22 protein-coding genes are annotated in these 23,985 nt (G+C 67.4%); 16 read left to right on the top strand and 6 right to left on the bottom strand.

Annotated elements, in window-relative coordinates:
* Window positions 1-178 precede the first annotated feature (178 nt).
* Window positions 179-1,561, top strand: coding sequence for a glycoside hydrolase family 1 protein (locus F6W70_RS09635; protein WP_151486483.1), 1,383 nt, complete (start codon window positions 179-181; stop codon window positions 1,559-1,561).
* Complete coding sequence (locus F6W70_RS09630) at window positions 1,558-2,796, top strand: MFS transporter (protein WP_151486482.1); 1,239 nt, start codon at window positions 1,558-1,560, stop codon at window positions 2,794-2,796. Before F6W70_RS09635 ends, F6W70_RS09630 begins: the two co-directional genes overlap by 4 nt.
* On the opposite strand, the gene F6W70_RS09625 is transcribed toward F6W70_RS09630, so the two are convergent.
* From F6W70_RS09625 to F6W70_RS09605, 5 genes are all read right to left on the bottom strand, one after another.
* On the bottom strand, window positions 2,791-3,546 hold the full coding sequence (locus tag F6W70_RS09625; RefSeq protein ID WP_151486481.1) for an alpha/beta fold hydrolase: 756 nt from the start codon (window positions 3,544-3,546) through the stop codon (window positions 2,791-2,793). The two genes, F6W70_RS09630 and F6W70_RS09625, sit on opposite strands and share 6 nt — an antisense overlap.
* Before the next feature lie 75 nt (window positions 3,547-3,621).
* Window positions 3,622-5,331: an ABC transporter family substrate-binding protein gene (locus tag F6W70_RS09620; RefSeq protein WP_055867645.1), complete on the bottom strand. Its 1,710-nt coding sequence runs from the start codon at window positions 5,329-5,331 to the stop codon at window positions 3,622-3,624.
* Between the two features lie 116 nt (window positions 5,332-5,447).
* Window positions 5,448-7,376, bottom strand: a complete 1,929-nt coding sequence (locus F6W70_RS09615) for an ABC transporter ATP-binding protein (RefSeq protein WP_127482259.1) — start codon at window positions 7,374-7,376, stop codon at window positions 5,448-5,450.
* Window positions 7,373-8,302: an ABC transporter permease gene (locus tag F6W70_RS09610; protein ID WP_055867651.1), complete on the bottom strand. Its 930-nt coding sequence runs from the start codon at window positions 8,300-8,302 to the stop codon at window positions 7,373-7,375. The genes F6W70_RS09615 and F6W70_RS09610 overlap by 4 nt, the downstream gene beginning before the upstream one ends.
* Window positions 8,303-8,304: 2 nt before the next feature.
* Window positions 8,305-9,288 (bottom strand): ABC transporter permease, encoded by a 984-nt coding sequence (locus F6W70_RS09605; RefSeq protein ID WP_055867654.1) that lies wholly within the window; start codon window positions 9,286-9,288, stop codon window positions 8,305-8,307.
* A 241-nt stretch (window positions 9,289-9,529) separates the two neighbouring features.
* Between F6W70_RS09605 and lepA the strand changes: the two genes are divergently transcribed.
* The 3 genes from lepA (at window position 9,530) to hemW (ending at window position 13,338) form a co-directional block, all read left to right on the top strand.
* A complete protein-coding gene (gene lepA / locus F6W70_RS09600) occupies window positions 9,530-11,383 on the top strand; it encodes a translation elongation factor 4 (protein WP_017830359.1) in 1,854 nt (617 codons plus the stop codon).
* A gap of 84 nt (window positions 11,384-11,467) precedes the next feature.
* Window positions 11,468-12,121 (top strand): DUF1990 domain-containing protein, encoded by a 654-nt coding sequence (locus F6W70_RS09595; protein ID WP_017830360.1) that lies wholly within the window; start codon window positions 11,468-11,470, stop codon window positions 12,119-12,121.
* On the top strand, window positions 12,121-13,338 hold the full coding sequence (gene hemW / locus F6W70_RS09590; protein WP_151486480.1) for a radical SAM family heme chaperone HemW: 1,218 nt from the start codon (window positions 12,121-12,123) through the stop codon (window positions 13,336-13,338). The genes F6W70_RS09595 and hemW overlap by 1 nt, the downstream gene beginning before the upstream one ends.
* 13 nt (window positions 13,339-13,351) lie before the next feature.
* On the opposite strand, the gene F6W70_RS09585 is transcribed toward hemW, so the two are convergent.
* The gene (locus F6W70_RS09585) at window positions 13,352-14,770 is read right to left on the bottom strand and encodes a carboxylesterase/lipase family protein (RefSeq protein ID WP_318278847.1); all 1,419 of its coding nucleotides are present in this window, start codon (window positions 14,768-14,770) and stop codon (window positions 13,352-13,354) included.
* Window positions 14,771-14,873: 103 nt separating this feature from the next.
* On the opposite strand from F6W70_RS09585, the gene hrcA reads away from it, so the two are divergent.
* The 11 genes from hrcA (at window position 14,874) to F6W70_RS09530 (ending at window position 23,971) form a co-directional block, all read left to right on the top strand.
* Complete coding sequence (gene hrcA / locus F6W70_RS09580) at window positions 14,874-15,905, top strand: heat-inducible transcriptional repressor HrcA (RefSeq protein ID WP_055872396.1); 1,032 nt, start codon at window positions 14,874-14,876, stop codon at window positions 15,903-15,905.
* Window positions 15,906-15,941: 36 nt separating this feature from the next.
* The gene (dnaJ, locus tag F6W70_RS09575; RefSeq protein ID WP_031206040.1) at window positions 15,942-17,057 is read left to right on the top strand and encodes a molecular chaperone DnaJ; all 1,116 of its coding nucleotides are present in this window, start codon (window positions 15,942-15,944) and stop codon (window positions 17,055-17,057) included.
* A gap of 2 nt (window positions 17,058-17,059) precedes the next feature.
* The gene (locus tag F6W70_RS09570; RefSeq protein WP_151486479.1) at window positions 17,060-17,788 is read left to right on the top strand and encodes a 16S rRNA (uracil(1498)-N(3))-methyltransferase; all 729 of its coding nucleotides are present in this window, start codon (window positions 17,060-17,062) and stop codon (window positions 17,786-17,788) included.
* Window positions 17,789-17,855: 67 nt separating this feature from the next.
* Entirely contained in the window at window positions 17,856-18,206 is a 351-nt protein-coding gene (locus F6W70_RS09565) for an HIT domain-containing protein (RefSeq protein WP_017830366.1), read from the top strand.
* 79 nt (window positions 18,207-18,285) lie between these two features.
* On the top strand, window positions 18,286-19,311 hold the full coding sequence (locus F6W70_RS09560) for a PhoH family protein (RefSeq protein WP_229778869.1): 1,026 nt from the start codon (window positions 18,286-18,288) through the stop codon (window positions 19,309-19,311).
* Entirely contained in the window at window positions 19,308-19,766 is a 459-nt protein-coding gene (gene ybeY, locus F6W70_RS09555) for an rRNA maturation RNase YbeY (protein ID WP_017830368.1), read from the top strand. The genes F6W70_RS09560 and ybeY overlap by 4 nt, the downstream gene beginning before the upstream one ends.
* Window positions 19,763-21,058: a hemolysin family protein gene (locus F6W70_RS09550; protein ID WP_151486478.1), complete on the top strand. Its 1,296-nt coding sequence runs from the start codon at window positions 19,763-19,765 to the stop codon at window positions 21,056-21,058. Before ybeY ends, F6W70_RS09550 begins: the two co-directional genes overlap by 4 nt.
* Entirely contained in the window at window positions 21,051-21,947 is an 897-nt protein-coding gene (gene era, locus F6W70_RS09545; RefSeq protein WP_031206042.1) for a GTPase Era, read from the top strand. Before F6W70_RS09550 ends, era begins: the two co-directional genes overlap by 8 nt.
* A 54-nt stretch (window positions 21,948-22,001) precedes the next feature.
* Complete coding sequence (locus tag F6W70_RS09540) at window positions 22,002-22,529, top strand: RNA polymerase sigma factor (protein WP_151486477.1); 528 nt, start codon at window positions 22,002-22,004, stop codon at window positions 22,527-22,529.
* A complete protein-coding gene (locus tag F6W70_RS09535; protein WP_151486476.1) occupies window positions 22,522-23,490 on the top strand; it encodes a hypothetical protein in 969 nt (322 codons plus the stop codon). The genes F6W70_RS09540 and F6W70_RS09535 overlap by 8 nt, the downstream gene beginning before the upstream one ends.
* 4 nt (window positions 23,491-23,494) lie before the next feature.
* Window positions 23,495-23,971 (top strand): hypothetical protein, encoded by a 477-nt coding sequence (locus F6W70_RS09530; RefSeq protein WP_318278846.1) that lies wholly within the window; start codon window positions 23,495-23,497, stop codon window positions 23,969-23,971.
* Window positions 23,972-23,985 lie beyond the last annotated feature (14 nt).

Here is a 23,985-nt window from a genome sequence, read left to right as displayed (position 1 = left end):
AAGAGGGCTGCTGCACAGCGGTCGTGAGGGAAGAACCCACACGCAAGCCAAGAGTCGAGTCTACCAGCAGACGGGCTGTTGACGCGAAACGGCGACGGGAACACGAGACGCCGTCGCGCTTTCGATGGTACCGGGTGCAGAATCATCACTATCCCGACACTGATGTCAAGGAGCCCACATGACGCCCGAGTCCTCTCGTTCGTCCCTGCCCTCAGGGCTCCGCTGGTCCGCGGCGACCTCGGCCTTCCAGATCGAGGGGTCGCGCCCCACCGGGATATCAGGACGATCGATCTGGGACGACTTCCTCGAGAGGCCGGGAGCCATCCTCGACGGTTCGGTCGCAGACCCGGCCTGTGACAGCTATCGACACCCCGAGGCCGACGTCGCTCTCGCAGCCGGGCTCGGGCTCGATCGCTACAGGTTCTCGATCCCCTGGGCCCGCGTACAGCCGGACGGCCTCGGATGCGGCGACGGGGTGGCGCTCGATCACTACTCCCGTCTGGTCGATCTTCTCCTCGACGCGGGAGTCGTTCCGTTTCCCACCCTGTTCCACTGGGAGATGCCGAGCAGAATCGAAGCGGGCGGCGGCTGGCTCGAGAGGGACACGGCGGAGCGCTTCGCCGACTACGCAGCGATCGTGGCGGATCGTCTCGGCGACCGTGTGCAGCACTGGTACACCCTGAACGAGCCCGCCATGACGACGCTCCAAGGCTATGCGGTCGGTGCGCTGGCACCCGGGAAGCAGCTCCTCTTCGGCGCGCTGCCGACCGCGCACCATCAGCTGCTCGCCCACGCTCGGGCGGCGGCCGCTCTGCGCGAGCATGGTGCCGCATCGGTCGGATTGGTCAACAACCACACCTGGGTCCTGCCGCTGCGCGACACCGCCGAGGACCACCAAGCGGCGGCGATCTACGACCTGATCCACAACCGCGTCTTCAGCGAGCCGCTCCTCGCCGGTTCGTACCCCGACCTGGAAGCACTCGGCCTGCCTCCGATGCCTGTGCAGGACGGTGACCTCGAAGCCATCGGCCGCTCGATCGACTTCTACGGCATCAACTTCTACAACCCGACCACGGTGACCGCAGCAGCGGAGGAGAGCCCGATCCCGTTCGACATCGTGCCCACACCCGGAGTGCCGGTGACCGGGTTCGGTCCGGAATGGCCGATCATGCCGAGCGCTCTGCACGATCTTTTGATCGACCTGCACGCCCGGCATCCGCAGCTGCCGCCCGTGATCATCGGTGAGAACGGGGCCTCGTTCCCCGAGCCCGACCGTGCCGCCCGCGTCGACGATGCCGACCGGATCTCTTACCTCGCCGAGCACATCGCGGCCGTCGGCGATGCGATCGATGCGGGGGTGCCGGTGGAGGAGTACACGGTGTGGTCCCTGCTGGACAACTGGGAGTGGACCGACGGCTACACTCAGCGCTTCGGTCTCGTCCACGTCGATTTCGATACGGGCGAGCGCACGCCCAAGGCGTCGTACGACTGGTATCGAGAGGTCATCGCGAGCTCGCGTGCAGCGGCTGCACAGGTGGCCGGGACGGGGGAGAAGCGGTGACCGAGGTCGCCGGCGCTCGCACGGTGCGGGCGGGGGCGCGATGGATGTCGCTGTTCACGCTGGCGTGGCTGGCGATCTGGACCGTGCAGCTCACGCCCGTCCAGCTGCTGCTGCCGCTGCAGCTCGATACCCCGGAGGACGATTGGATCCGTGGTGTCGTCTCCTCCGGACTGGTTCTCGGCATCGGCGGGCTCGCAGGGATCATCGCGGGCCCCGCCGCCGGTGCGCTCTCGGATCGTGCGGCGGCCGGACGCCACCGTCGTCGCCCGTGGGCCGTGGGCGGCGCACTGTTCACCGCGGCCTGTCTCGTGCTCACGGGCTACGCCGAAAACCCGTGGACCGTGGGCGCCGGCTGGGTGGGAGTGTCGATCGGCGTCGCCGTGTCGTCGGCGGCCTTCACCGCGCTCATCGCCGACCAGCTGCCGACGACACAGCGTGGGGCCGCTTCTGCTGCCGTCGGCTCCAGCCAGGCCGTCGGCATCGTGGTCGGGGTGGGGCTCGTCGTCCTTCTCGGCCTCGGGATCCACGAGGGGTATCTCCTGCTCGCGGGGATCATCGCGGTGGTCGGCACGACCACCGCTCTGCTGTTGCCGGATCCCCCGACCACGGAGGCGATGCGACCGAAGCAGATCGGACGACGCCGTCTGGCCTCGCTGCGAGATCGGGACTTCGCCTGGATGCTCTCCGGGCGCCTCGTGACGAATGTCGGCAACGCGCTCGGAACCGCGCTGTTCCTGTTCTTCCTGCTGCACGGCCTCGGCCAGCCGAGTGCGGTGGCGCAGGACAACCTGCTGCTGCTCATCGTCGTCTACACGGTGTTCGTGGTCATCGCCTCGGTGGTGACGGGAATCGTCTCCGACCGCACCGGGAATCGGCGGACGCTCACGGTGGCCGCGACCGTCGTCCAGGCGGCCTCGGGTGTGGCGATAGCGCTCGTGCCGACCTTCGAGATGACGATGGTCGCTGCCGCCCTGATGGGGCTCGGCTACGGAGCGTTCTCCACGGTGGGCCTCGCGTTCGCCGCCGACCTGCTGCCGGACGAGCAGGACCATGCGAGGGATCTCGGGATCGTGAACGTGACAGCCGCTCTCGGGCAGCTCATCGGACCGGTGCTGGGGGCGGGGCTGGTCGCGCTCGTGGGCGGCTTCTGGCTGGTGTTCGTCGCGGCCGCAGTGCTGTCCCTCGTCGGCGGGCTGCTCACGGCCTTCGCGCGCCAGCCGGTCAGGACGTCATGAGGTCGAGGAGTCCCGCTCCAGGTCACCCTCGACATCCCGCTCCACTGTGGCGATGGCGAGCTGCAGCACAGCGTTGAAGATCTGCGGTCGCATCGCGGTGACGAGGTGCGTCGTCCGCGGCACGATGATGAGCTCGGCGTGCGGTGCGAGCCGTCGGAACAGCGATTCGTTGAGCCGCAGCTGGTCGTACTGCCCGTTCACGAACCAGAGCGGAATCGTGATGCGGGGGATCGCAGCGGCGATGTCGAGTGCCGCCAGGCTGCGAAGCGCGGCGTCCTGGGTGTCCAGCGCGTACCCGCCTGCGGCGAAGTCGGATCGGGTCTCGAGGGGGATGGTGGCCTCGAGCATCCGTCTGGTGAGCCACATCCCGCGGTCGGGGAGGGAATCGACGGCCCGGGCGAACAGGCGATAGGCGCGAAGACCGGCGCCGCGGGGGAGCGACGTGCAGGCGGCGGCGATGAGCCCGGCGACCGGCGGACGCTCTGTCCCGCCGGCATAGGCGAGACACAGCAGGCCGCCCATGGAATGCCCCACCAGGAGCACCGGACCCCTCTCGGCTGCGGCGCGCACCGCGACGTCGATCGTGTGCAGCGCCTCGTGAAGGGTGAAGTCCTCCTGCATGCGGGTGCCGTGACCCGGCAGATCCAAGGCGGTGAACGCGGCGCCGCGCTCTTCGAGGTGGGCAGCCTGCGAACGCCACATGGTGGCCGAGGTGCGGATGCCGTGCACGAAGACGATCTGGGCGCTCACGGGTTCAGCATAAAGAAAGCGGGGCCGGTGGATGAACCACCGACCCCGCTTCGACACGATGTGTGTCAGAGAGTGTTACTTCTCCCAGCCGACGTTCTCGACCGGGGTGATGCCGAACAGGTCGAGACCGACGTAGGGCTCGGGCGTGAGGTTCGCCAGGCCTTCCTTGACGGTGTAGATCTGCGGGCCGTTGTACAGCGGGATGAGGCCCCAGCGCTTGTAGATCTCGGGCTCGAGCTTCATCGCGGCAGCGGTCTGCGCCTCGGGGTCGCTCTGCGACTCGACCTTGTCCTTGATCTCGGCGTCGAGTTCGGCGTCACCGACACCCGACAGGTTGAGACCAGAGTCCGAGCAGTACAGCTGGCAGAACCACGCGGCACCGAACGGGTCGGAGGAGGTGAAGCGGAGTCCGGAGACATCCCAGTTCTTCGAGGTGTAGTCCTCGGAGAACTGGCTGGCCGGGCGGACCTCGACCTTGACGTCGATGCCGATCGCCTTCTCCTGAGCCTGCAGCGACTGCGCGAGGGCCTTCTGCGTCGCGGAGTCAGCCCAGATCGGGTACACGACGGAGAGCTTGACGCCGTCCTTCTCGCGGATGCCGTCGGAGCCTTCCGTCCAGCCGGCCTCGTCGAGGAGCTTCTTGGCACCCTCGACATCGAACTTCCAGCCGGCGGCCTTCATCGAGTCGGAGTAGCCGGGCTGGAACGAGAACAGGGTCAGCGAGCCGGCCGGGTCCTCTTCGTATCCGAGGCCGTTCCAAGCGATCTGCTTCTGCTGATCGATGTTGATCGCCTTGAAGAACGCCTCGCGAACCTTGACGTCCTCGAACTGCGGCTTGGTCGAGTCGACCTGCAGGATGGTGTTGGCGGTCTGCTGCGCGCGGTAGACCACGGCGCCGTCGACGTCCTTGACCTGATCGATGAGCTCCTGGGAGCCCGTCTCGACCATGTCGACCTCGCCGTTCTTGAAGGCGTTGACGCCGGCCTGGGCGTCCATGCCGGTCATCGTGACCTCGTCGAGCAGAGGTGCATCGCCCCACCACTCGGGGTTCGGCTTGAACGAGACGTAGCCCTTGTTGGCGTCGAACTCGTTGATCGTGTACGGACCTGCGCCCCACTCGGGGTGCGGGTTCTCGATCATCGCCTCGTTGAAGGTGGTCGGGTCAGCGAGCGCGGGGTGCATGACGCCGCCGTTGAACGGCATCTGCGGCCAGGCGAACTCGCCCTTGAAGGTGACGATGGCGGTCTTGGCCGTGTCGCCCTGCTCGACGGACTCGATGTCCTTGTAGCCGTCGGTCGCGTTCGGGTTGAAGCCCTCGTCGTAGGAGCGGTTGGCCTTCCACGTGGCGTCGATGGCCGTCCAGTCCATGTCGGTGCCATCGTTCCAGTGCGCCTCGTCGGTGAACGTGAAGGTCAGGACCGTCTTGCCGTCCTTCACCTCGTTCTTCCACTCGGAGAGGTAGTTGTCGTTCTTGTACTGCGTGCCATCCGGCTTCATGAGGATGATCTGCGGCATGTACCACGCGGCGATGCGCGCGGTGTCGGCGCTGCCGTCGCTGTTGAACGAGTTCAGCTGCGGCGGGACCTCGCGGATGGCGAAGTTGACCGTGCCACCCTCCTTGAGGTTCTCGCGCGGCTGCGGGTTGTAGTTCGCCATCTCGACACCGGCTGCTTCGCCGCTGTCGCCCTTGTCGCTACCACCGGTGGTGCCGGTAGCGCACCCGCTGAGCGCGAGTGCGAAAGCGCCGGTGAGTGCCAGCGCTCCCATCAGCTTGTACTGCTTCATGGTGCTCCTTTCGCCTTGCGGCGTGTCATAAGGGGAGAATAGTTCGCCGAATCCCCGATTGCCCGGGCGGCGAGTGAATATGGGCTAACCGTTACCGGACGGTGATGCGCTCCTCATCAGGAGGCAGCGGGGCGGGCCGACATGGTCGCCGGATCGAACACGATCCGCTCGCGGGTGCGCTCGATGTCGGGGTCCGGCACAGGGATCGCCGACAGCAGGGCCTTGGTGTACGGGTGCTGCGGGTTGTCGAAGACATCGTCCACGTCGCCGTGCTCGACGAAGTCGCCGAGATACATCACGGCGACCCGGTCGGCGATGTGTCGGACGACGGACAGGTCGTGGGCCACGAACAGATACGACAGTCCGAGTTTGACCTTGAGGTCGTCCAGCAGGTTGATGACGCCGGCCTGGATCGACACGTCGAGCGCGGAGACCGGCTCATCGAGCACCAGGATCTTCGGGTTGGTCGACAGCGCCCTGGCGATGCCGATGCGCTGACGCTGTCCACCGGAGAACGCCTGCGGGAAGCGGTCGCTGTGCGCGGGGTTGAGCCCGACGAGGTCCATCAGCTCCTTGACACGCCTGTGCGCCTCGGCCTTCGGCGTACCGATGGCCGACAGCGGCTCCGAGATGATGTCCGCGACCGTCATGCGGGGGTCGAGGGCGCCCATCGGATCCTGGAACACGATCTGGATGTCGCGGCGCAGCGCCCGCTCCACCTTGTGGCTGCGGATGTCGTTGACGCTGGTTCCCGCGATCACGATGTCGCCCTCGGTCTGCTTGACCATGTCCATGATCTGGAGGAGCGTCGTGGTCTTCCCACTGCCGGACTCGCCGACGATGGCCAGGGTCTCTCCCTCGCGCACGTCGAAGCTGATGCCCTTGATCGCGTGCACCTCGCCGACCTTGCGCTTCAGGAACGCACCCTTGAGCAGGGGGAAGGTCTTGGTGAGGTTCTTCACCTCGAGGGTGATCGGTCGCTGTTCCCGGGGGAGCCGGGTCAGCGGGCTCTCGGGTGCCTCACGAACGGGGTACACGGGCAGACCTCCGAGCAGGCCGCCGTCGGTGATCTCGTTCGCGCGGATGCAGGCTGCACGGTGCTCCTCGCCGCCGCCGGTGAGGACCGGCAGGAGCTCGGGCTCGCTGGTGCGGCACGCGTCCATGACGATGGGGCAGCGGTCAGCGAACGGGCAGGCATCCGGCAGGTTGATCAGCAGGGGAGGGTTGCCCTTGATCGGGGTGAGAGGCTCCTTCTCCGCCTTGTCCACACGAGGGATGGCACCGAGGAGACCGATCGAGTAGGGCATGCGGGTCTGGTGGAACAGCTCGCGCACCGGCGCCTGCTCGACCGGCTTGCCGGCGTACATGACCATCACATCGTCGGCCGTGCGGGCGACGACTCCCATGTCGTGGGTGATCATCATCACGGCGGCACCGGTCTCGGCCTGGGCCTTCTCGATCAGGTCGAGGATCTGCGCCTGGATCGTGACGTCGAGAGCCGTGGTGGGCTCGTCGGCGATGATCAGCTTCGGGTCGTTGGCCATCGCGATGGCGATGACGACGCGCTGCCGCATGCCGCCCGAGAACTCGTGCGGGAAGGACTTCATCCGCTTCTCGGGCTCGGTGATGCCGACCAGCTTGAGGAGATCGATCGAGCGCGCCGTCGCCTCCTTGATGCTGAGGTTGCGGTGCACCGTCAGCGCCTCGATCAGCTGGGCGCCGATCGTGTACACCGGGGTGAGAGAGGTCAGCGGGTCCTGGAAGATCATCGAGATCCCGTTGCCGCGGATGGTGGAGAGCTGCGCGTCGGTCTTGCCCAGGAGTTCCTGGCCGTCGAACACGATCGACCCTGAGACCTTGGCGTTCTCATCGAGCAGGCCCATCACCGCGAGAGAGGTGACGGACTTGCCGGAGCCTGACTCGCCGACGATGCCGAGGGTCTTTCCCGCTTCGAGGTCGAAGGAGACGCCGCGCACGGCGTCGACGCGGCCCGCCTCGGAAGCGAAGCTGACCTTGAGGTCGCGGACGGAGAGTACGGGGCTCATGCGCGGCCTCCTGCAGCCGAAGTGGGATCGAGGGCATCGCGCAGTCCATCGGCGATGAGCGCCATGGACACGGTCAGCATGGTGAGGACCAACGCGGGGAAGTAGAACAGCCACGGCGAGCTGGTGATCGAGGAGCTGCCCTCACCGATCAGCGAGCCGAGCGAGACATCGGGGATCTTCACACCGAAGCCGATGAAGGACAGGCCGGTCTCGGTCGTCACCGCCGCGACGATGCCGAGGGTGAAGTTGATGACCAGCAGGGATCCGATGTTCGGGATCAGGTGACGCGTCACGATGCGCAGGCCGCGGACGCCCATGTAGCGCGCGGCTTGCACGTACTCGCGCTCACGCAGCGAGAGCGTCATCGTCCAGATGATGCGAGCGGGGAAGAACCAGCTGACGAAGATCATCACGAACGCGATGACCCACCACACGCCGCCGGAGTCGTTCGAGATGATCGACAGCAGGAGGAAGGTCGGCACGACCATCATGAAGTGGATGACGAGCAGCGCGATTCGCTCGAACCAGCCGCCGAAGTACGCGGCGGCGGTACCGACGAGCGCGGAGAGGATCGTCGTTCCCACCGAGACCGTGATCGCGATCATGAGGGATCGCTGCAGGCCGATGGCCGTCTGCGTGTAGGTGTCGTTGCCGGCACCGTTGGTGCCGAACCAGTGCGCCGCGGACGGCGGCTGGCTCAGCGCGAGGAAGTCCATGCTGTCGACGGCGTACGGCGACAGCAGCGGACCCAGCGTGGAGAAGAGAACCAGCACGAGCAGGACGACGACGCCGCCGACGGCCGGCTTGTTGCGCATGAACCGGCGCGTGTAGAGCGTCCACTTGGACAGCGACTTGTCCGCGGCGCGGTCGGCGCTGGACGGCGCTGCCGGCGGCTCGACGAGGGGGTCGATCATATCGGTGGTCATAATCAGCTCACCCTCACTCGCGGGTCGAGAACGACGACGATGATGTCGGCGAGCACCGCACCGATCGCTGTCAGCACGGCGCCGAAGGCGGCGACGGCGACGACGCCGTTGATGTCGTTGTTGTTGATGGTGTCGAGGAAGTACCGCCCCATGCCCTGCCAGGCGAAGATGCGCTCCGTCAGGATCGCGCCGGTGAAGATCGTCGGGATCGTGAACGCGACCTGCGTCGCGACCGGGATGAGCGACGTGCGCAGGGCGTGCTTGCGGACCGCCTGCGCCTTGGTCAGCCCCTTGGCCCGGGCGGTGCGCACGTAGTCGGCGTTGATGTTGTCCAGCAGCAGCGACCGCTGCAGGAAGTGGTACTGGGCGTAGCCGACGATCACGAGCGCGATCGTGGGCAGCGTGAGGTGCTGCAGGGTGTCGACCAGCACGGGGAAGAAGCCGGTGACGCCGGGGCTCGAGGAGCCGGTGACGTAGAAGATGCGGACGCCGGTCCACTCGTTGAGGGAGATCGCGAGGAGCACCACGGCGAGTCCGGCGACGATGATGTTCACGTTCATCGTGATGATCGAGGTCGCCTGGCCGATGCGGTCGGCGAGCTTGTACTGACGCGAGGCGGTGTAGACACCGAGCCAGATGCCGAGCACCGCCGCGATGATCGTGGCCCCGAGAACGAGCTCGGCGCTGACCCACATGCGGTACGAGACCTGCTCGTTCACCGACTGACCGGTGGGACTCACACCCCAGTCCCAGCGGATCAGGATGCCGCTGAACCAGTTCCACCACCGCTCGATCAGCGGAACCGTGTCGCTGAGGTTGCGGGGGATGAGGACGTTGTCGATCTGCTCCGGGGAAAGCGGAGGTCGGCGCCCGACGTAGTTGCTGCGCGGATCCAGGAAGCCCCACGCCAGGAAGAACGTGAGATTCGTGGCGACCACGATCATGAGCAGCCAGCCGAGTGCTCGGCGCAGGAGGTACTTGATCAAGGGGGGTCAGTCTTTCTCTTCTACAGACGCGCTCGGGATCTGCCGACGCAACGCTGAGTCAGTTGGATACACAATCGCCATCCACCGAACTCTGCGACGCGACGACCATCACGGGGTGTATGACGGAGTCTTATCGCTTGCGGGATCCGGTGTCACGGATTTTCCCTGGCAACTTCGGGAGACTATCACCGGTATGGCCGAATCGGGGATTAGCCTCCCCTGACCGTAGAATCGAGTGGACATGTCCCCACGCGCTCTCACTCCTCTTCAGCCTGCTGCGACGCCGGCTGCGCAGATCCGTAACTTCTGCATCATCGCCCACATCGATCACGGCAAGTCGACGCTCGCCGACCGCATGCTCCAGATCACCGGAGTCGTCTCCGATCGCGACATGCGTGCGCAGTACCTCGACCGCATGGACATCGAGCGCGAGCGCGGCATCACCATCAAGAGCCAGGCGGTCAGGATGCCGTGGGAGCTCGATGGTCAGACCGTCGCTCTGAACATGATCGACACGCCCGGTCACGTCGACTTCACCTACGAGGTCTCGCGTTCGCTCGCGGCCTGCGAGGGAGCGATCCTGCTCGTCGACGCGGCACAGGGCATCGAGGCGCAGACTCTCGCGAACCTCTACCTGGCGCTCGAGAACGACCTGCACATCATCCCGGTGCTCAACAAGATCGACCTGCCGGCCGCCGACCCGGAGAAGTACGCCAAGGAGCTGGCTTCACTCATCGGCGGCAAGCCGGAGGACGTGCTGCGCGTCTCGGGCAAGACCGGTGTCGGCGTCGAAGAGCTGCTCGACCGGTTGGTCCAGGAGATCCCCGCGCCGACCGGCGACGCGGATGCTCCGGCCCGCGCGATGATCTTCGACTCGGTGTACGACGCCTACCGCGGTGTGGTCACCTACGTGCGCATGGTCGACGGAAGCCTGTCACCGCGCGAGCGCATCCAGATGATGTCCACCGGAGCGAACCACGAAGCCCTCGAGGTCGGCGTGTCGAGCCCGGAGCCGACTCCGACCAAGGGGCTCGGCGTCGGCGAGGTGGGCTACCTCATCACAGGTGTGAAGGATGTGCGCCAGTCGAAGGTCGGCGACACCATCACCACGTCGCGGAAGCCGGCATCCGAGGCCCTGCCGGGATACACCGACCCGAAGCCGATGGTCTTCTCCGGGCTGTACCCGATCGACGGCAGCGACTACGCCGAGCTGCGCGAGGCCCTCGACAAGCTCAAGCTCTCCGACGCTTCCCTCGTGTACGAGCCGGAGACCTCGGTCGCGCTCGGTTTCGGTTTCCGCTGCGGCTTCCTCGGACTGCTGCACCTCGAGATCATCACCGAGCGTCTGGCCCGCGAGTTCAACCTCGACCTCATCACGACCGCGCCCAGCGTGATCTACGAGGTACTGACGAGCGACACCGGCGAGACCGTCACCGTGACCAACCCGAGCGAGTATCCCGACGGGCGCATCGGCTCGGTGTCGGAGCCGATGGTCAAGGCGGCGATCCTGCTGCCCAAGGACTACGTCGGCACGGTCATGGAGCTGTGCCAGTCGCGTCGTGGAACGCTGCTCGGCATGGAGTACTTCTCCGAGGAGCGCGTCGAGCTGCGCTACAACATGCCGCTCGGCGAGATCGTGTTCGACTTCTTCGACCAGCTCAAGTCGAAGACGCAGGGCTACGCCTCGCTCGACTACGAGCCCTCAGGGCAGCAGGAAGCCGACCTCGTGAAGGTCGACATCCTCCTCCAGGGCGAGAAGGTCGACGCGTTCAGCTCCATCGTCCACCGTGAGAAGGCCTACGCCTACGGCACGATGATGGCCGAGCGTCTGCGCAAGCTCATCCCTCGCCAGCAGTTCGAGGTGCCGATCCAGGCCGCGATTGGTGCCCGCATCATCGCGCGCGAGACGATCCGCGCTATTCGCAAGGACGTGCTCGCCAAGTGCTACGGCGGTGATATCACCCGCAAGCGCAAGCTCCTCGAGAAGCAGAAAGAGGGCAAGAAGCGCATGAAGATGGTCGGCCGCGTCGAGGTCCCCCAGGAGGCGTTCATCGCCGCGCTCTCGGGCGACGTCGAAGGCAAGGACAAGAAGTAGCGAGCCTCGATCGCGCCCGGGGGATATGACGCCCCGCGGCGCGTGGGGGTGTTCGCTCAGGTAACGCGAAGTAGGGTGGAAGTCATGCGGCGCGGGACTTTCCGAGACGACACGGTGGACTATGCGGCCGTGGGTGCGACCCATGCGCCCGACCTGATGCAGTACCCGCCGGAGCGCAGCATCCCGGCGGAGGAGTCCTGGCGCATCGGCAGCGGTGTCGAACGTTTCCAGACCGCCGGTGAAGCCCTTCTGTCGTGGACCGCGCAGCGTGCGGCCGGACTGTCGGTGGAAGACGTGCGTCCTGCGCCAGGGCCTGCCTATGCGGGCGTGAGCTTCGATGCCGAAGGCAATCCGATCGCGCCGAGCAAGCGCGACGTCGAGCCCCGCTACGACGCGGAGGGCATGCCCTTCGTCGGGGCGGGGATGACGCTGCACCTTCGAGGACGCGTCGCCGGCATGCGCGCCGATTCCGAGCTGCGAGTGATCTCCGTCACGGAGGAGACCCGACGCGTCGGCTTCGTCCTCGGGACGGTCGGCGGATCGGTGGTCAGCGGCGAGGAGTCCTTCGATGTGGACTGGCGCGAGGACAACGACGAGGTGTGGTTCACCGTCCGCGCGTTCGACGCGCCGAACGGTCTTCTCTACCGCACGATTCCGGCGCTCGTGAAGCGTCGCCGCCGTGAGCTCTTCGCACGCTACCTCCGGGCGATCTCCCCGCTCTACGCGACCCCGCTCTGATGGCGGGACCGCTTCCTCTCGGAGACCCCGCGCCCGTGGACGGGCACCTGCCGGCCGATCTTCCGATCGATACGACGGTGCCGTTCTCCGCGTATCTGCACATTCCGTTCTGCACTGTGCGCTGCGGGTACTGCGACTTCAACACCTACACGTCGACCGAACTGCGCGGGGCGAAGCAGGAGGACTACGCGTCGACCCTGATCTCCGAGATCGCGCTCGCCCGTCGAGTGCTGGGCGACGCGGGAGCGCTGCGGCCGATGGACACGGTCTTCTTCGGCGGCGGTACGCCGACTCTTCTTCCCGCAGGTGACCTCGCGCGCATGCTCGAAGCGGTGACCGGTGCCTTCGGCCTCGCCGATGGAGCGGAGGTCACGGTCGAGGCGAATCCCGACACCGTGACGCCCGAGGTGGCCCGCACTCTGGCGCGAGCCGGAGTCACGAGGATGTCGGTCGGCATGCAGTCGGCTGTTCCGCACGTGCTCGCCGCGCTCGATCGCACCCATCGCCCGGAGAACGTGCGCACCGCCGTCGCCGCAGCGAAGGACGCGGGGCTCGCGGTGAGCGTCGACCTGATCTACGGGGCCCCGGGGGAGTCGCTGTCCGACTGGGAGGCCTCCCTCGATGCCGCGCTGGTGCTCGAACCCGACCACATCTCCGCCTACGCGCTCATCATCGAGGACGGCACGAAGCTCGCCCGCCAGATCCGCCGCGGCGAGGTTCCGACTCCGGATGACGACCTCCAGGCCGACATGTACGAGCTCGCCGATGCCCGTCTCGCGGACGGCGGCTTCGACTGGTATGAGGTGAGCAACTGGGCGCGCACGCCCGATCGCCGTTCCCGCCACAACCTCGCGTACTGGCGGGGGAGCGACTGGTGGGGCTTCGGTCCCGGTGCGCACAGCCACGTCGCCGGTCTGCGCTGGTGGAACGTGAAGCACCCGGCCGCCTACGCGCAGCGTCTCGCGGCAGCCGAATCGCCGGCAGCCGGAACCGAGCGCCCGGACGACGAGTCGCGCACGCTCGAGCGCATCCTGCTGCTCAGCCGCATCCGCGAGGGGATCGCGGTCGATGACGTGCCGAGCGCGAACCGGAGCAGAGTCGCCGGGCTCATGGCCGACGGGCTCATCGACCCGGTCGCGGCGCTCCAGGGACGCATCCGGCTGACCCTGCGCGGTCGCCTTCTCGCCGACGCCGTGGTTCGCGAACTGACCGACTGACCGACGGCCGCCGTCAGCCGGGGAGCAGATCCATCGCGGCTGTTCGTCGCTGCGCCACCGTCGTACTGTCCGCATCGAAGAGTCGCGCCCGGCGACCCGATCCGTACGCGGGCCAGCCGGGGTCGCCCGTGGTCACGAACGCGACCCACGCGGCGTTCATCTCGGCGGCGAGTCCACGGGGAGCGTCAGGGCCGGCCATGCGCTGGGCCTCGGCATCCTCAAGCCGGTCGAAAACGAAGCCGAGTTCCAGCGCGTGGGCCGCACGCAGGTCTCGGACCGGACTCGGCCATGCGAACTCGTAGACGTGCGTCGCGTCTGGGCGAGCGGCCGCCACCCGACTCAGGGGCGCCCGCAGCATCATGTCGGTGACGAGCTGCCCGAAGATCTCTCCGGTGATCGCTCCGGGGAAGGCCGAGCGGTACTCGGCGACCGCGCGCCGGGGAATCCGGGAGACGATCCGGGCGGCTTGCATCTTGAACTCGCTGATGCCCGCGAGCGCCTCGGGTGGGAACCAGAGCCGATACTCGTCGGTGTTGCTGCCGATGAGTAGAGGAGTGTCGATCTCTGCGAGAACCTCGTGCGGCGACCGGGGAAGGCTGTCGGGGTCGATCGCGAACTGGAAGCCCGGTGCTCCGCCGAGCGGCGACGACCCCGCGGCCTGCGCCCTCCGCGCTTCCAGGAGCTGCTCGGGTGTCAGCGCCGCGAAGGACTCGCGGTCCGCTCGTACCCCGAGCCGCTTCGCGAGCTGTGCGGTCACCCGTCCCGCCTTCCGCGCCGTCTGCGCCTGGAGCGGTCCTGATTCGATGATGGCCCTGCTGATCAGCTCGCGGGAGCTGTCGCGAGCGAGGAGGCCGGCGACGATCGCTCCGCCGGCCGACTCGCCCATCGCGGTGATCCGCGCCGGATCACCGCCGAACGCGCTGATCTCACGGTGCACCCACTCCAGCGCGGCGGCGGCATCGCGCAGACCGAGGTTTCGGGGCGCGCCCTCCAACACCGAGAAACCCTCCGAACCCAGTCGGTAGTTGATCGAGACGAAGACGATGCCCGCCGTGGCGAAGACCGTGCCGTCGTAGAGGGGCAGCGCAGCGGTGCCTCGTTCCAAGGCGCCGCCGTGGATCCACAGCAGCACCGGCGCACCGGAAGCGTCCGATGGCGCCCACACGTTCGCGGTGAGGATGTCGTCGCCGTCGATGCGCACGGAGCCCAGCAGCTCGCCGATGGCACCGGCGTAGGGAACCTGGGGAGGGGTCGGGCCGAACCGCGTCGCATCTCTCACCCCTTCCCAGTCCACGGCCGGACGCGGCGCGCGGAACCTGTTCTCCCCGAACGGCGCCTGCGCGTAGGGAATGCCGAGGTAGCGGATGATCCCGGCCTCCTCGGTGCCGCGGACGATGCCGCTCGACAAGGTGGCCTGGGGCGAGGTGGTCATGAGCGTCATCATAGGGTCGTGCGTCCGAGGTACGGAGAATCCCGAGCTGCACGGGGTAGGATTGGCACTCTGAACGTCCGAGTGCCAGCGGAAGGGAAGGGTGATGGTCACAGAGCGAGGACTCCAGGTTCTCCGCGCGATCGTGCAGGACTACGTCGAGACCCACGAGCCCGTCGGCAGCCGATCCATCGTCGACCGGCACTCCTTCGGCGTCTCCGCGGCGACGATCCGCAACGACATGGCGCTGCTCGAGGACGAAGAGCTCATCACGGCTCCGCATACCTCGTCAGGGCGCGTGCCCACCGACAAGGGCTATCGGGTGTTCGTGAATCACCTCGCCCAGCTGCGACCGCTCTCGTCGGCTCAGCGCTCGGCGATCGAGTCGTTCCTCGGCGAGCCTGCCGACCTCGATGACCTGATGGTCCGCACGGTGCGGGTGCTCACCCAGCTGACAGGACAGGTCGCGCTCGCCCAATACCCCTCCTTCGCGCGCGCGCACGTCACGCACGTCGAGCTGGTCGCGCTGGCGCCGAATCGGCTTCTCATCGTGCTGGTGACGGATGCGGGTGGAGTCTCTCAGCGCATGGCCGTCCTCCCGGAGGCGATCGACGACGCCGATATGGCGGTGCTTCGCGCCCGACTGTCCGCGTTGATCACCGGTCAGGGCATCGGCGAGGCCTCCGACCGTCTGCAGGCGTTGCTGGCCGCCGAGGAGAAGCCCCAGGATGCGGTGCTGCGCACGCTCGCCGGTGTCGTCGTGGACGAGCTCGGCGGATTCCGCCAGGAGCGTCTGGTGATGGCGGGAGCGGCGACCCTCGCGCGCCGGGAGCAGGACTTCCGCGGCAGCATCCACCCCCTCCTCGAAGCCATCGAGGAGCAGGTCACGCTGCTGCGTCTGATGAGTGAGATGGTGACGGACGAGCACGGGCTCGCCGCCAGCATCGGCACCGAGAACGCCCCGTTCGGGCTCGGTGAGGCGTCGATCGTCGCCAGCAACTACGCCGCGCCCAGTGGCACGGCGCGCGTCGGCGTGATGGGGCCGACGCGCATGGACTACCCGAGCAACCTCGCCGCAGCGCGGGCCGTGGCCCGCTACCTGTCGCGGATGCTCGATGAAGACGAGGCCGGCCGCTGACGCGGTCGCCGACAGTACACACGCAGAAAGGCGATCGTGGCGGACCACTATGAGGTTCTCGGGGTGTCCCGAGACGCTTCCACCGACGAGATCAAGAAGGCGTACCGACGTCTCGCACGGCAGTTGCACCCGGATGTGAACCCGGGAGAAGACGCTGCGGAGAAGTTCAAGCTCGTCACGCACGCGTACGACGTGCTCAGCGACGACGACTCCCGCCGACGCTATGACATGGGCGGCGGAGACGGCGCTGCGGGGAACTTCGGCGGCTTCGGCGGGTTCGGCGACATCTTCGAGACGTTCTTCGGCGCCTCGCAGGGCGGCGGACGCGGTGCGCGTCCGCGTTCACGCCGAGAGCGGGGCCAGGATGCCCTCGTCCGCGTGACGCTCGATCTCGGCGACGTCGTGTTCGGAGCGCACCGTGACATCGACGTCGACACGGCGGTGCTGTGCGAGACGTGTCAGGGTTCGTGCTGCCAGGAGGGCACCTCCCCGGTCACCTGCGACATCTGCGGCGGCTCCGGTCACGTGCAGCGTCAGGTTCGCAGCCTGCTCGGCAACGTCGTCACCTCCCAGCCCTGCGGCACCTGCGAGGGCTACGGCACGACGATCCCGTACCCCTGTGGCACCTGCGGCGGCCAGGGCCGTGTGCGTTCGCGCCGTACGGTGTCGCTCGACATCCCGGCCGGCGTCGAGACCGGGCTCCGTCTGCAGCTGCCCGGCTCCGGCGAGGTCGGCAAGGCGGGCGGACCGAACGGAGACCTCTATGTGGAGGTGACGGTCAACCCGCACGCGGCCTTTAGCCGTGACGGCGACGACCTGCTCGCGACCTTGGAGGTGTCCATGACGGATGCGATCCTCGGCACCGAGACCAAGATCCAGGGGCTCGACGGCGAGGTCGACCTCGAGATCCGCCCCGGCGTGCAGTCCGGCGACGTGCTCACGATCAAGGGCCGGGGCATCACCCCGCTTCGTGGCACGCAGCGGGGCGACCTGCGCGTCGGCGTGCAGGTGCTCACCCCCACGCGGCTGGATTCCGCGCAGCGGGCGCTCATCGAGGATTTCGCGAAGAAGGCGAAGTCGCCCGAGCCGCAGTTGGCACAGTTCCAGCAGGGACTCTTCTCCAAGCTCCGCGACCGCTTCCGCAGCCACTGATCATGGCACTGCATTTCCTCGTCGAGTCGTCGACGGATGCCGCCGTCGGCGACCTCGTGTCGTTGACCGGGGCCGAGGCGAAGCACGCAGCCGTCGTGAGACGACTTCGCGTCGGCGAGGCGGTCACGGTCGGCGACGGTGCCGGAGTGTGGTTGGCCGGGACCGCCGAGGAGGTGTCTCCCGCTCGCGTCGATGTGCGCATCGCGGAGCGCGTCGAGCATCCTGCGCACACGCCCCGGATCGTCCTGGTCCAGGCGCTGGCGAAGGGCGATCGCGACGAGCTCGCCGTGCAGGCCGCGTGCGAACTCGGCGTCGACGAGATCGTGCCCTGGCAGGCGAGCCGGAGCGTGTCGCGCTGGGAGGGACCGAAGGCGGTGAAGGGGCGCGAACGTTGGGCGACCATCGTGCGCGAGGCCGCCAAGCAGGCTCACCGCGCCTGGCTCCCCGACGTCGTCGCGCCGGTGTCGACCGCGCAGCTCGCCGAGCGGGCGCGTGAGCAACGCGTTCTGCTGCTCGATCCGACCGCGCCCGTGCGACTCTCGGAGATCGAGCCGGACGACCGTGACCTGGTGCTGGTCGTGGGGCCGGAGGGAGGGATCTCCGAGGAGGAGCTCCGCCGGTTGACGGAGGCGGGGGCCGAACGTGTGCTCCTCGGCGACACGGTGCTGCGCACCTCGACGGCGGGACCTGCCGCGATCGCCGTGCTGTCGGTCGCGCTCGGGCGATGGTGACGGCACCGCGAGCACACGACGACGGGCTCACGGCTGCGGGGTCGCTGTGGTCAGTAGACTTGTCGGCATGACGGACACCTCGATCTTCACGCGCATTCTGAACGGGGAGATCCCTGCCGAGATCATCGGCGAGACCGACCGCCTCTTCGCTCTGCGCGACATCGCCCCGCAGGCACCGGTGCATCTGCTCGTGGTGCCGAAGTCCGCGGAGTACCGCGATGTCACCGAACTCGCTGCGGGGGATCCCGCTCTGCTGGCCGAGATGATCGCCTTCGCGGGGACGCTCGCCAAGGAGCACACCGAAGACGGCGACTTCCGCCTCGTCTTCAACACCGGCGCCAACGCCGGACAGACCGTTTTCCACGTCCACGCGCATGTGCTGGCCGGCGGATTGACCGAGAAGAGCGTCGGTGCCTGAGAACCACGAACCCCAGGAGCGGAGCCTCGGCGGCCAGCCTCCCGAGGCGGTCGAGAAGATCTACGCCGACGGCGTCGCGATGGTCCAGCTGCTCGGGCCGCAGGACCGGCTTCTGCGGATGCTGGAGAAGGAGCACCGTGACGTCCAGGTGCTGGTGCGCGGCAACGAGATCACACTCAGCGGCACCGCCGATGCGGTCGCGAAGGCGAAGACACTGGTCGAAGAGCTTCTCGAGATGACCAGGGCAGGGCATGATCTGGCCCCGAGCGATGTCTCCAGCTCAGCACGCATGCTGCGGCAGGAGGGGGGCCCGCGTCCGAGCGAGGTCCTGGGCGAGGCCATCCTGACGACCCGCGGCAAGGTCATCCGTCCGAAGACCCTCGGGCAGAAGGAGTACGTCGACGCGATCGAGGAGAACACGATCGTGTTCGGCATCGGTCCCGCCGGTACCGGCAAGACCTACCTCGCGATGGCGAAGGCCGTGCAGGCGCTCCAGCGCAAAGAGGTCACCCGCATCATCCTCACGCGTCCCGCCGTCGAGGCGGGGGAGCGGCTCGGTTTCCTTCCCGGCACCCTGACCGACAAGATCGATCCGTACCTGCGCCCGCTGTACGACGCGCTCAACGAGATGATGGACCCGGAGATCGTCCCGCGCCTCATGGCGACCGGCACGATCGAGGTGGCACCTCTCGCCTACATGCGCGGCCGTACCCTCAACGACTCCTTCGTCGTGCTCGACGAGGCGCAGAACACCACCCCCGAGCAGATGAAGATGTTCCTGACCCGTCTCGGCTTCGGCACGCGGATGGTCGTTACCGGTGACATCACGCAGGTCGACCTTCCGCAGGGATCCTCGGGACTCCGCCTGGTGACCCGCGTGCTCGACGGCATCGACGACATCCACTTCTCCCGGCTCACGAGTGACGACGTCGTGCGGCATTCGCTGGTCGGACGCATCGTCGACGCGTACAGCGAATACGACGAGAAACGCACCGCGCAGCGGTTCGAGCGCGAACAGGCGGCCGAGTTCGCCAATCGGGCCGAGCGCAGGGGAGCACAACGACCAGGACCGCGTGACCGCGCGCCGAAACGAGGACTCTCATGATCGAGATCAACAACGAGTCGGCCATCGACGTCGACGAGGCCGTGCTGCAGCGGCTGACGGACTTCAACCTCGCGCAGCTGCACGTCAGCCCGGATGCCGAGGTGGCGATCGTCCTCGTCGACGAGGGAGCCATGGAAGCCCTCCACGTGCAGTGGATGGATGAGCCCGGTCCCACCGACGTGCTGAGTTTCCCGATGGACGAGCTGCGTCCCGGAACCGAGGACCGTCCGACGGCTCCCGGCCTGCTCGGCGACATCGTGCTCTGCCCGCAGGTGGCTGAGACGCAGGCGCAGGCTGCGGGGCACACCCTGATGGACGAGCTCATCCTGCTCACCACTCACGGGCTGCTGCACCTCCTCGGTTTCGATCACGCCGAGCCCGACGAGGAGCGTGAGATGTTCGGGCTGCAGAAGGAGCTGATCCAGGGCTTCGCCGCAGCTGAACGCCGGCGATGACCGCGGCTCTCCTCCTGATCGCCGCCGTTCTGCTGGTGGCGTTCGGCGGTCTCATGTCTGCGATCGACGCCGCATACGGAGTCACATCGCGCGCCGGGCTCGCCGACATGGCGACAGAGGGTCGCAGAGCCAAGGCGCTGGGTCGCATCGCCGCTGACCTCGACGCGCACGTGAACGCCGTGGCCTTCATCCGCGTGCTCGCGGAGGTCACAGCGGCCGTGCTCGTGACGGTGGCATTCACGATCCTGATCGAGAACAACTGGTGGGCGATGCTCGCCGCCGCCGTCCTCATGACGGCCATCACGTTCGTGCTCGTGGGAGCGAGTCCTCGGTCGTTCGGTCGCCAGCACGCCGAGGCGATGATCCGCGGCACGGCCTCGATCGTGCGAGGCCTCCGTATCTTCCTCGGGCCGCTTGCACAGGGGCTCGTCCTGCTCGGCAACCGCGTGACGCCCGGCACGGGCCGCAGCTCCTTCACCAGCGAGGACCAACTGCTCAGCATGGTCGACGAGGCGGCGTCGAACGACCTCATCGAGGAGGACGACCGCGATCTCATCCACTCGGTCTTCGACTTCACCGATCAGTTCGTCCGCGCCGTGATGGTGCCCCGCACGGAGATGGTCACGGTCGATGCGACGGCGACCACGGACGAGGCGATGTCGCTCTTCCTGAACCGCGGTGTGTCCCGAATGCCCGTCGTCGATGACGATGCCGACGACGTCGTCGGAGTGCTGTACCTCAAGGATCTCGTGCAGTTCGCGTACCGCGACGACAGTGCGTGGCGCGCGGCGTCCATCCGGCCGATCGCCCGCCCTGCGACCTTCGTCCCCGAGTCGATGCGCGCGGAGACGCTCCTGCAGCAGATGAAGCGCGACGCCGTGCACGTGTGTCTGGTGATCGACGAGCACGGGGGGATCTCTGGCCTGGTCACTCTGGAGGATCTGATCGAGGAACTCGTCGGCGAGATCTCCGACGAGTACGATCAGGTATCGGCGGAATTCGTCGATCTCGGTCACGGGCGATACCGCGTGAGCGCCCGACTCTCGCTCGAGGATGTCGGCGACCTGTTCGGTCTCGAGCTCGAGGACGAGGACGTCGATTCGATCGGCGGGCTGCTCGGCAAGGCGCTGGGACAGGTTCCGCAGCCCGGGGCGACGGCCACCGTGGAAGGCTTGGTGCTCACGGGCGGCGCATCGCGCGGTCGTGGGCGAGGGATCGCGACGGTGTTCGTGGAACGTGCGGCGGGGGAACCCGACGATGCGCAGGATGAAGGAGATCGAGACGATGACTGACGACACTCGAAGCGGGTTCGTGACCTTCGTCGGCCGCCCCAATGTCGGGAAGTCGACGCTCACCAACGCGCTCGTCGGCGAGAAGATCGCGATCACCAGCGAGAAGCCGCAGACGACGCGTCGGGCGATCCGCGGAATCGTCAACCGGCCGGAGGGGCAGCTCGTCATCGTCGACACCCCCGGCATCCACAAGCCGCGTACGCTGCTCGGCGAGCGGCTCAACGATCTCGTCGAGCAGGTGCTGGGCGACGTCGACGTGATCGGCTTCTGTGTACCCGCCAACGAGAAGGTCGGCCCCGGAGACCGGCGGATCGCCGCCTCCCTCGACGGCTACCCGCGCGCGAAGAAGATCGCGATCGTGACCAAGATGGATGCGGCCGGGCGCGACGAGGTCACCGAGCGGCTGATGGAGGTCGACTCGCTCCGGGAGGACTGGGCCGCGGTCATCCCGCTGTCTGCACTGACCCGTGAGCAGCTCGACGTGCTCTCTGACGAGATCCTCTCGCTGATGCCGCAGGGTCCTGCGCTGTATCCGGAGGGCATCACGACCGACGAGTCGGAAGAGGATCGGATCGCGGAGATGATCCGCGAGGCCGCCCTCGAGGGCGTGCGCGATGAGCTTCCGCACTCGATCGCCGTCGTGATCGACGACATCGCACCCCGGGAGGGCACCGACCTGACCGACGTGCATGCCTCGATCGTGGTCGAACGGGACAGCCAGAAGGCGATCATCATCGGGCATAAGGGAAAGCGGCTCAGCGAGGTGGGTGCACGCGCGCGTGTCGGGATCGAAGAGCTGCTGGGGACACGCGTGTTCCTCGGGCTGCATGTGAAGGTCGCGAAGGAATGGCAGCGCGATCCGAAGCAGCTGGGCAGGCTCGGATTCTGAGATGACGTCCGGCACCACGTCGATGGCGGCGGGAAGACCGCCGACCCCGGCGACATGAGCGGTCGCAGCGAAGACCCGGATCCGCTGCGCACCGAGGTCTTCACCCGAGTGTTCGACGAGCACTGGGCGGCAGTGCGCCATCACATCGAGGGTGTGGTCGGTGCGGAGGAGGAAGTCACCGAGATCGTCTCGGAGGTGTTCCTTCTCGCGTGGAAGAAGCTCAGACCCGCGCGACCGCCCAGTCGCGTCTGGCTGCTGCGCGCCGCGGATCGGCGGCTACGTGCGCGTTCGGGTCGATCGTCCACTCCGTATGGCGCGCTCGACGCGGTGCATCTGGGACTCTCATGGGATGATGCTCCGCCGGATCAACGGAACCGCGTCGAAGTCCTCCGGGCCTTGTCTGTCCTCACCCCAGCTCAGCGGCGTATCATCATGCTCACGTACTGGGACGGACTCACGGTGGGGGAGATCGCGGAGTTGATGCGCGCTTCCGAGTACCGAGTGCGCAAGACGCTGGGACGCGCGCGGCATCGCCTGTGCGCGGAGCTGGGCCTGGAGGGGGCGACAACGGGTGATGACTGAGAACGCCGTGCTCGAACGGATGCTGAGCGAAGCCGACCCCGCGCCGACGCCCCGTGACGCTGCGCCCGATGCGCGGGCGCTTGCCACACGTGACCGCATCCTCCGCACGAGCACGGCACCGAGTCGTCGTCGAGTGCGTGCTGTCGGATGGGCTTCGGGTCTCGTCGCCGCGGCCGCATGCGCTGCGGTGGCCTTCACGCTGATGATGCCCACGGGAGCCGCGGTCGCAGGGACTCCGTCTCCGTTGGCCTTCGGTGAATCGGAGACGGTTGCGGAGATCGTCGATGCCGCCGAGGTCGATCTCGCGGCGGTTCCGGGGCCCGCGGAACCGGAGCGTCACGTGCGCGCCGCATCGTGGACCCTCTCTCTCGATGACGCGAAGATCACGCCGCAGTTCTCTGTGCTCACCTGGAACGCGGATCTCTCCGGGCGGGTGGTGATGTACGCCGGCGTGCCGTATGAATCCACTGACGCCGTCGCGAACAACAGCGCCGAGGTCCGCAGCAGCGGTGAGGTGACCATGGATCTCGTGATGGCACCAGGAGAGTTCAGCACGCCGGTTCCGGAGGCACCGGGTGCGTCGCACGATGAGCTCATGGCGGCGCTCCACGCATTCGGGATGCCGGATTCGCCGAACGCGTTCGAGGTCGCCACGGCGATCACATCGCTCATCGAGCAGTGGACTCTCACCAACGCGCAGCATGCCGAACTCCTGTCCATCGTCGAGAACACGGCGGGAGTCGAGGGACTCGGCATCGCGACCGACCGACTCGGCCGTTCCGTTCTAGGGATGCGGATGGTGTCGGGAGACGGTGACGCGAGCAACGTGCTTCTCGTATCGGCTGACACCGGGCGGATCGTCGGGCTGGAGACCATAGCCCTGCGTGACGTCGGAGGGGCCCCCGTCGGGGCAGTGACGGGTTATCGCATGTGGGGTCTGGGTGAAGGTGCGGCGGAGTGAACATTTGACCGGTCTTGCCGCGATGACGATCGCGGTGCTTCTGGCGGCCATGGTCGCGCCGCCGATGGCGAGCGCGAGCACGGACGTGGCTGACCTCCATCCGGACATCGCCCAGGCCCTGGAAGAGATACCCGGCGGCGTGGCGGTCGATGCCACCCACGCCTACTGGGCGGAGTGGGACATGGATCTGCGGGTGCTGGGCTCCGCGGGGCTGGCGGCCCGATCAGTTGGGAGCTGTGCTACCGGCAAGATCTGCGCCTATACTTCCGCGTCCCTGGTGAATATGTATGTCAGTTGGGGCGCCTGCTCGACGAGTCTCCCCGTACCGAACTCGTCTCAGTACGCCATGCGTTCCTTGGCCAATGCCCGCAGCACGGGCTATGCACAAGCTCGAAACGGCACGACGGTGCTGGCGACCGCGAATGCGGGAGGCTGGACGAACGTCGCAGGAACTCCGAACTCCATCAGGTGCGTGCTCTGAGCAGCTCTCGAGCT

It is taken from the genome of Microbacterium maritypicum (genome assembly GCF_008868125.1).
In the GTDB taxonomy this organism is placed as follows: Bacteria; Actinomycetota; Actinomycetes; order Actinomycetales; family Microbacteriaceae; genus Microbacterium; species Microbacterium maritypicum.
The sequence above is the reverse complement of the archived record's forward strand: the minus strand, read 5'-3'. Positions and strand labels throughout refer to the sequence as shown.

Coding starts and splice junctions, on each gene's coding strand:
- F6W70_RS09635 (WP_151486483.1), top strand. CDS start 179: ATGACGCCCGAGTCCTCTCGTTCGTCCCTGCCCTCAGGGCTCCGCTGG.
- F6W70_RS09620 (WP_055867645.1), bottom strand. CDS start 5,331: ATGAAGCAGTACAAGCTGATGGGAGCGCTGGCACTCACCGGCGCTTTC.
- F6W70_RS09615 (WP_127482259.1), bottom strand. CDS start 7,376: ATGAGCCCCGTACTCTCCGTCCGCGACCTCAAGGTCAGCTTCGCTTCC.
- F6W70_RS09610 (WP_055867651.1), bottom strand. CDS start 8,302: ATGACCACCGATATGATCGACCCCCTCGTCGAGCCGCCGGCAGCGCCG.
- lepA (WP_017830359.1), top strand. CDS start 9,530: ATGTCCCCACGCGCTCTCACTCCTCTTCAGCCTGCTGCGACGCCGGCT.
- F6W70_RS09595 (WP_017830360.1), top strand. CDS start 11,468: ATGCGGCGCGGGACTTTCCGAGACGACACGGTGGACTATGCGGCCGTG.
- hemW (WP_151486480.1), top strand. CDS start 12,121: ATGGCGGGACCGCTTCCTCTCGGAGACCCCGCGCCCGTGGACGGGCAC.
- F6W70_RS09585 (WP_318278847.1), bottom strand. CDS start 14,770: ATGACCACCTCGCCCCAGGCCACCTTGTCGAGCGGCATCGTCCGCGGC.
- hrcA (WP_055872396.1), top strand. CDS start 14,874: ATGGTCACAGAGCGAGGACTCCAGGTTCTCCGCGCGATCGTGCAGGAC.
- F6W70_RS09570 (WP_151486479.1), top strand. CDS start 17,060: ATGGCACTGCATTTCCTCGTCGAGTCGTCGACGGATGCCGCCGTCGGC.
- F6W70_RS09565 (WP_017830366.1), top strand. CDS start 17,856: ATGACGGACACCTCGATCTTCACGCGCATTCTGAACGGGGAGATCCCT.
- F6W70_RS09560 (WP_229778869.1), top strand. CDS start 18,286: ATGGTCCAGCTGCTCGGGCCGCAGGACCGGCTTCTGCGGATGCTGGAG.
- ybeY (WP_017830368.1), top strand. CDS start 19,308: ATGATCGAGATCAACAACGAGTCGGCCATCGACGTCGACGAGGCCGTG.
- F6W70_RS09550 (WP_151486478.1), top strand. CDS start 19,763: ATGACCGCGGCTCTCCTCCTGATCGCCGCCGTTCTGCTGGTGGCGTTC.
- era (WP_031206042.1), top strand. CDS start 21,051: ATGACTGACGACACTCGAAGCGGGTTCGTGACCTTCGTCGGCCGCCCC.
- F6W70_RS09540 (WP_151486477.1), top strand. CDS start 22,002: ATGAGCGGTCGCAGCGAAGACCCGGATCCGCTGCGCACCGAGGTCTTC.
- F6W70_RS09535 (WP_151486476.1), top strand. CDS start 22,522: ATGACTGAGAACGCCGTGCTCGAACGGATGCTGAGCGAAGCCGACCCC.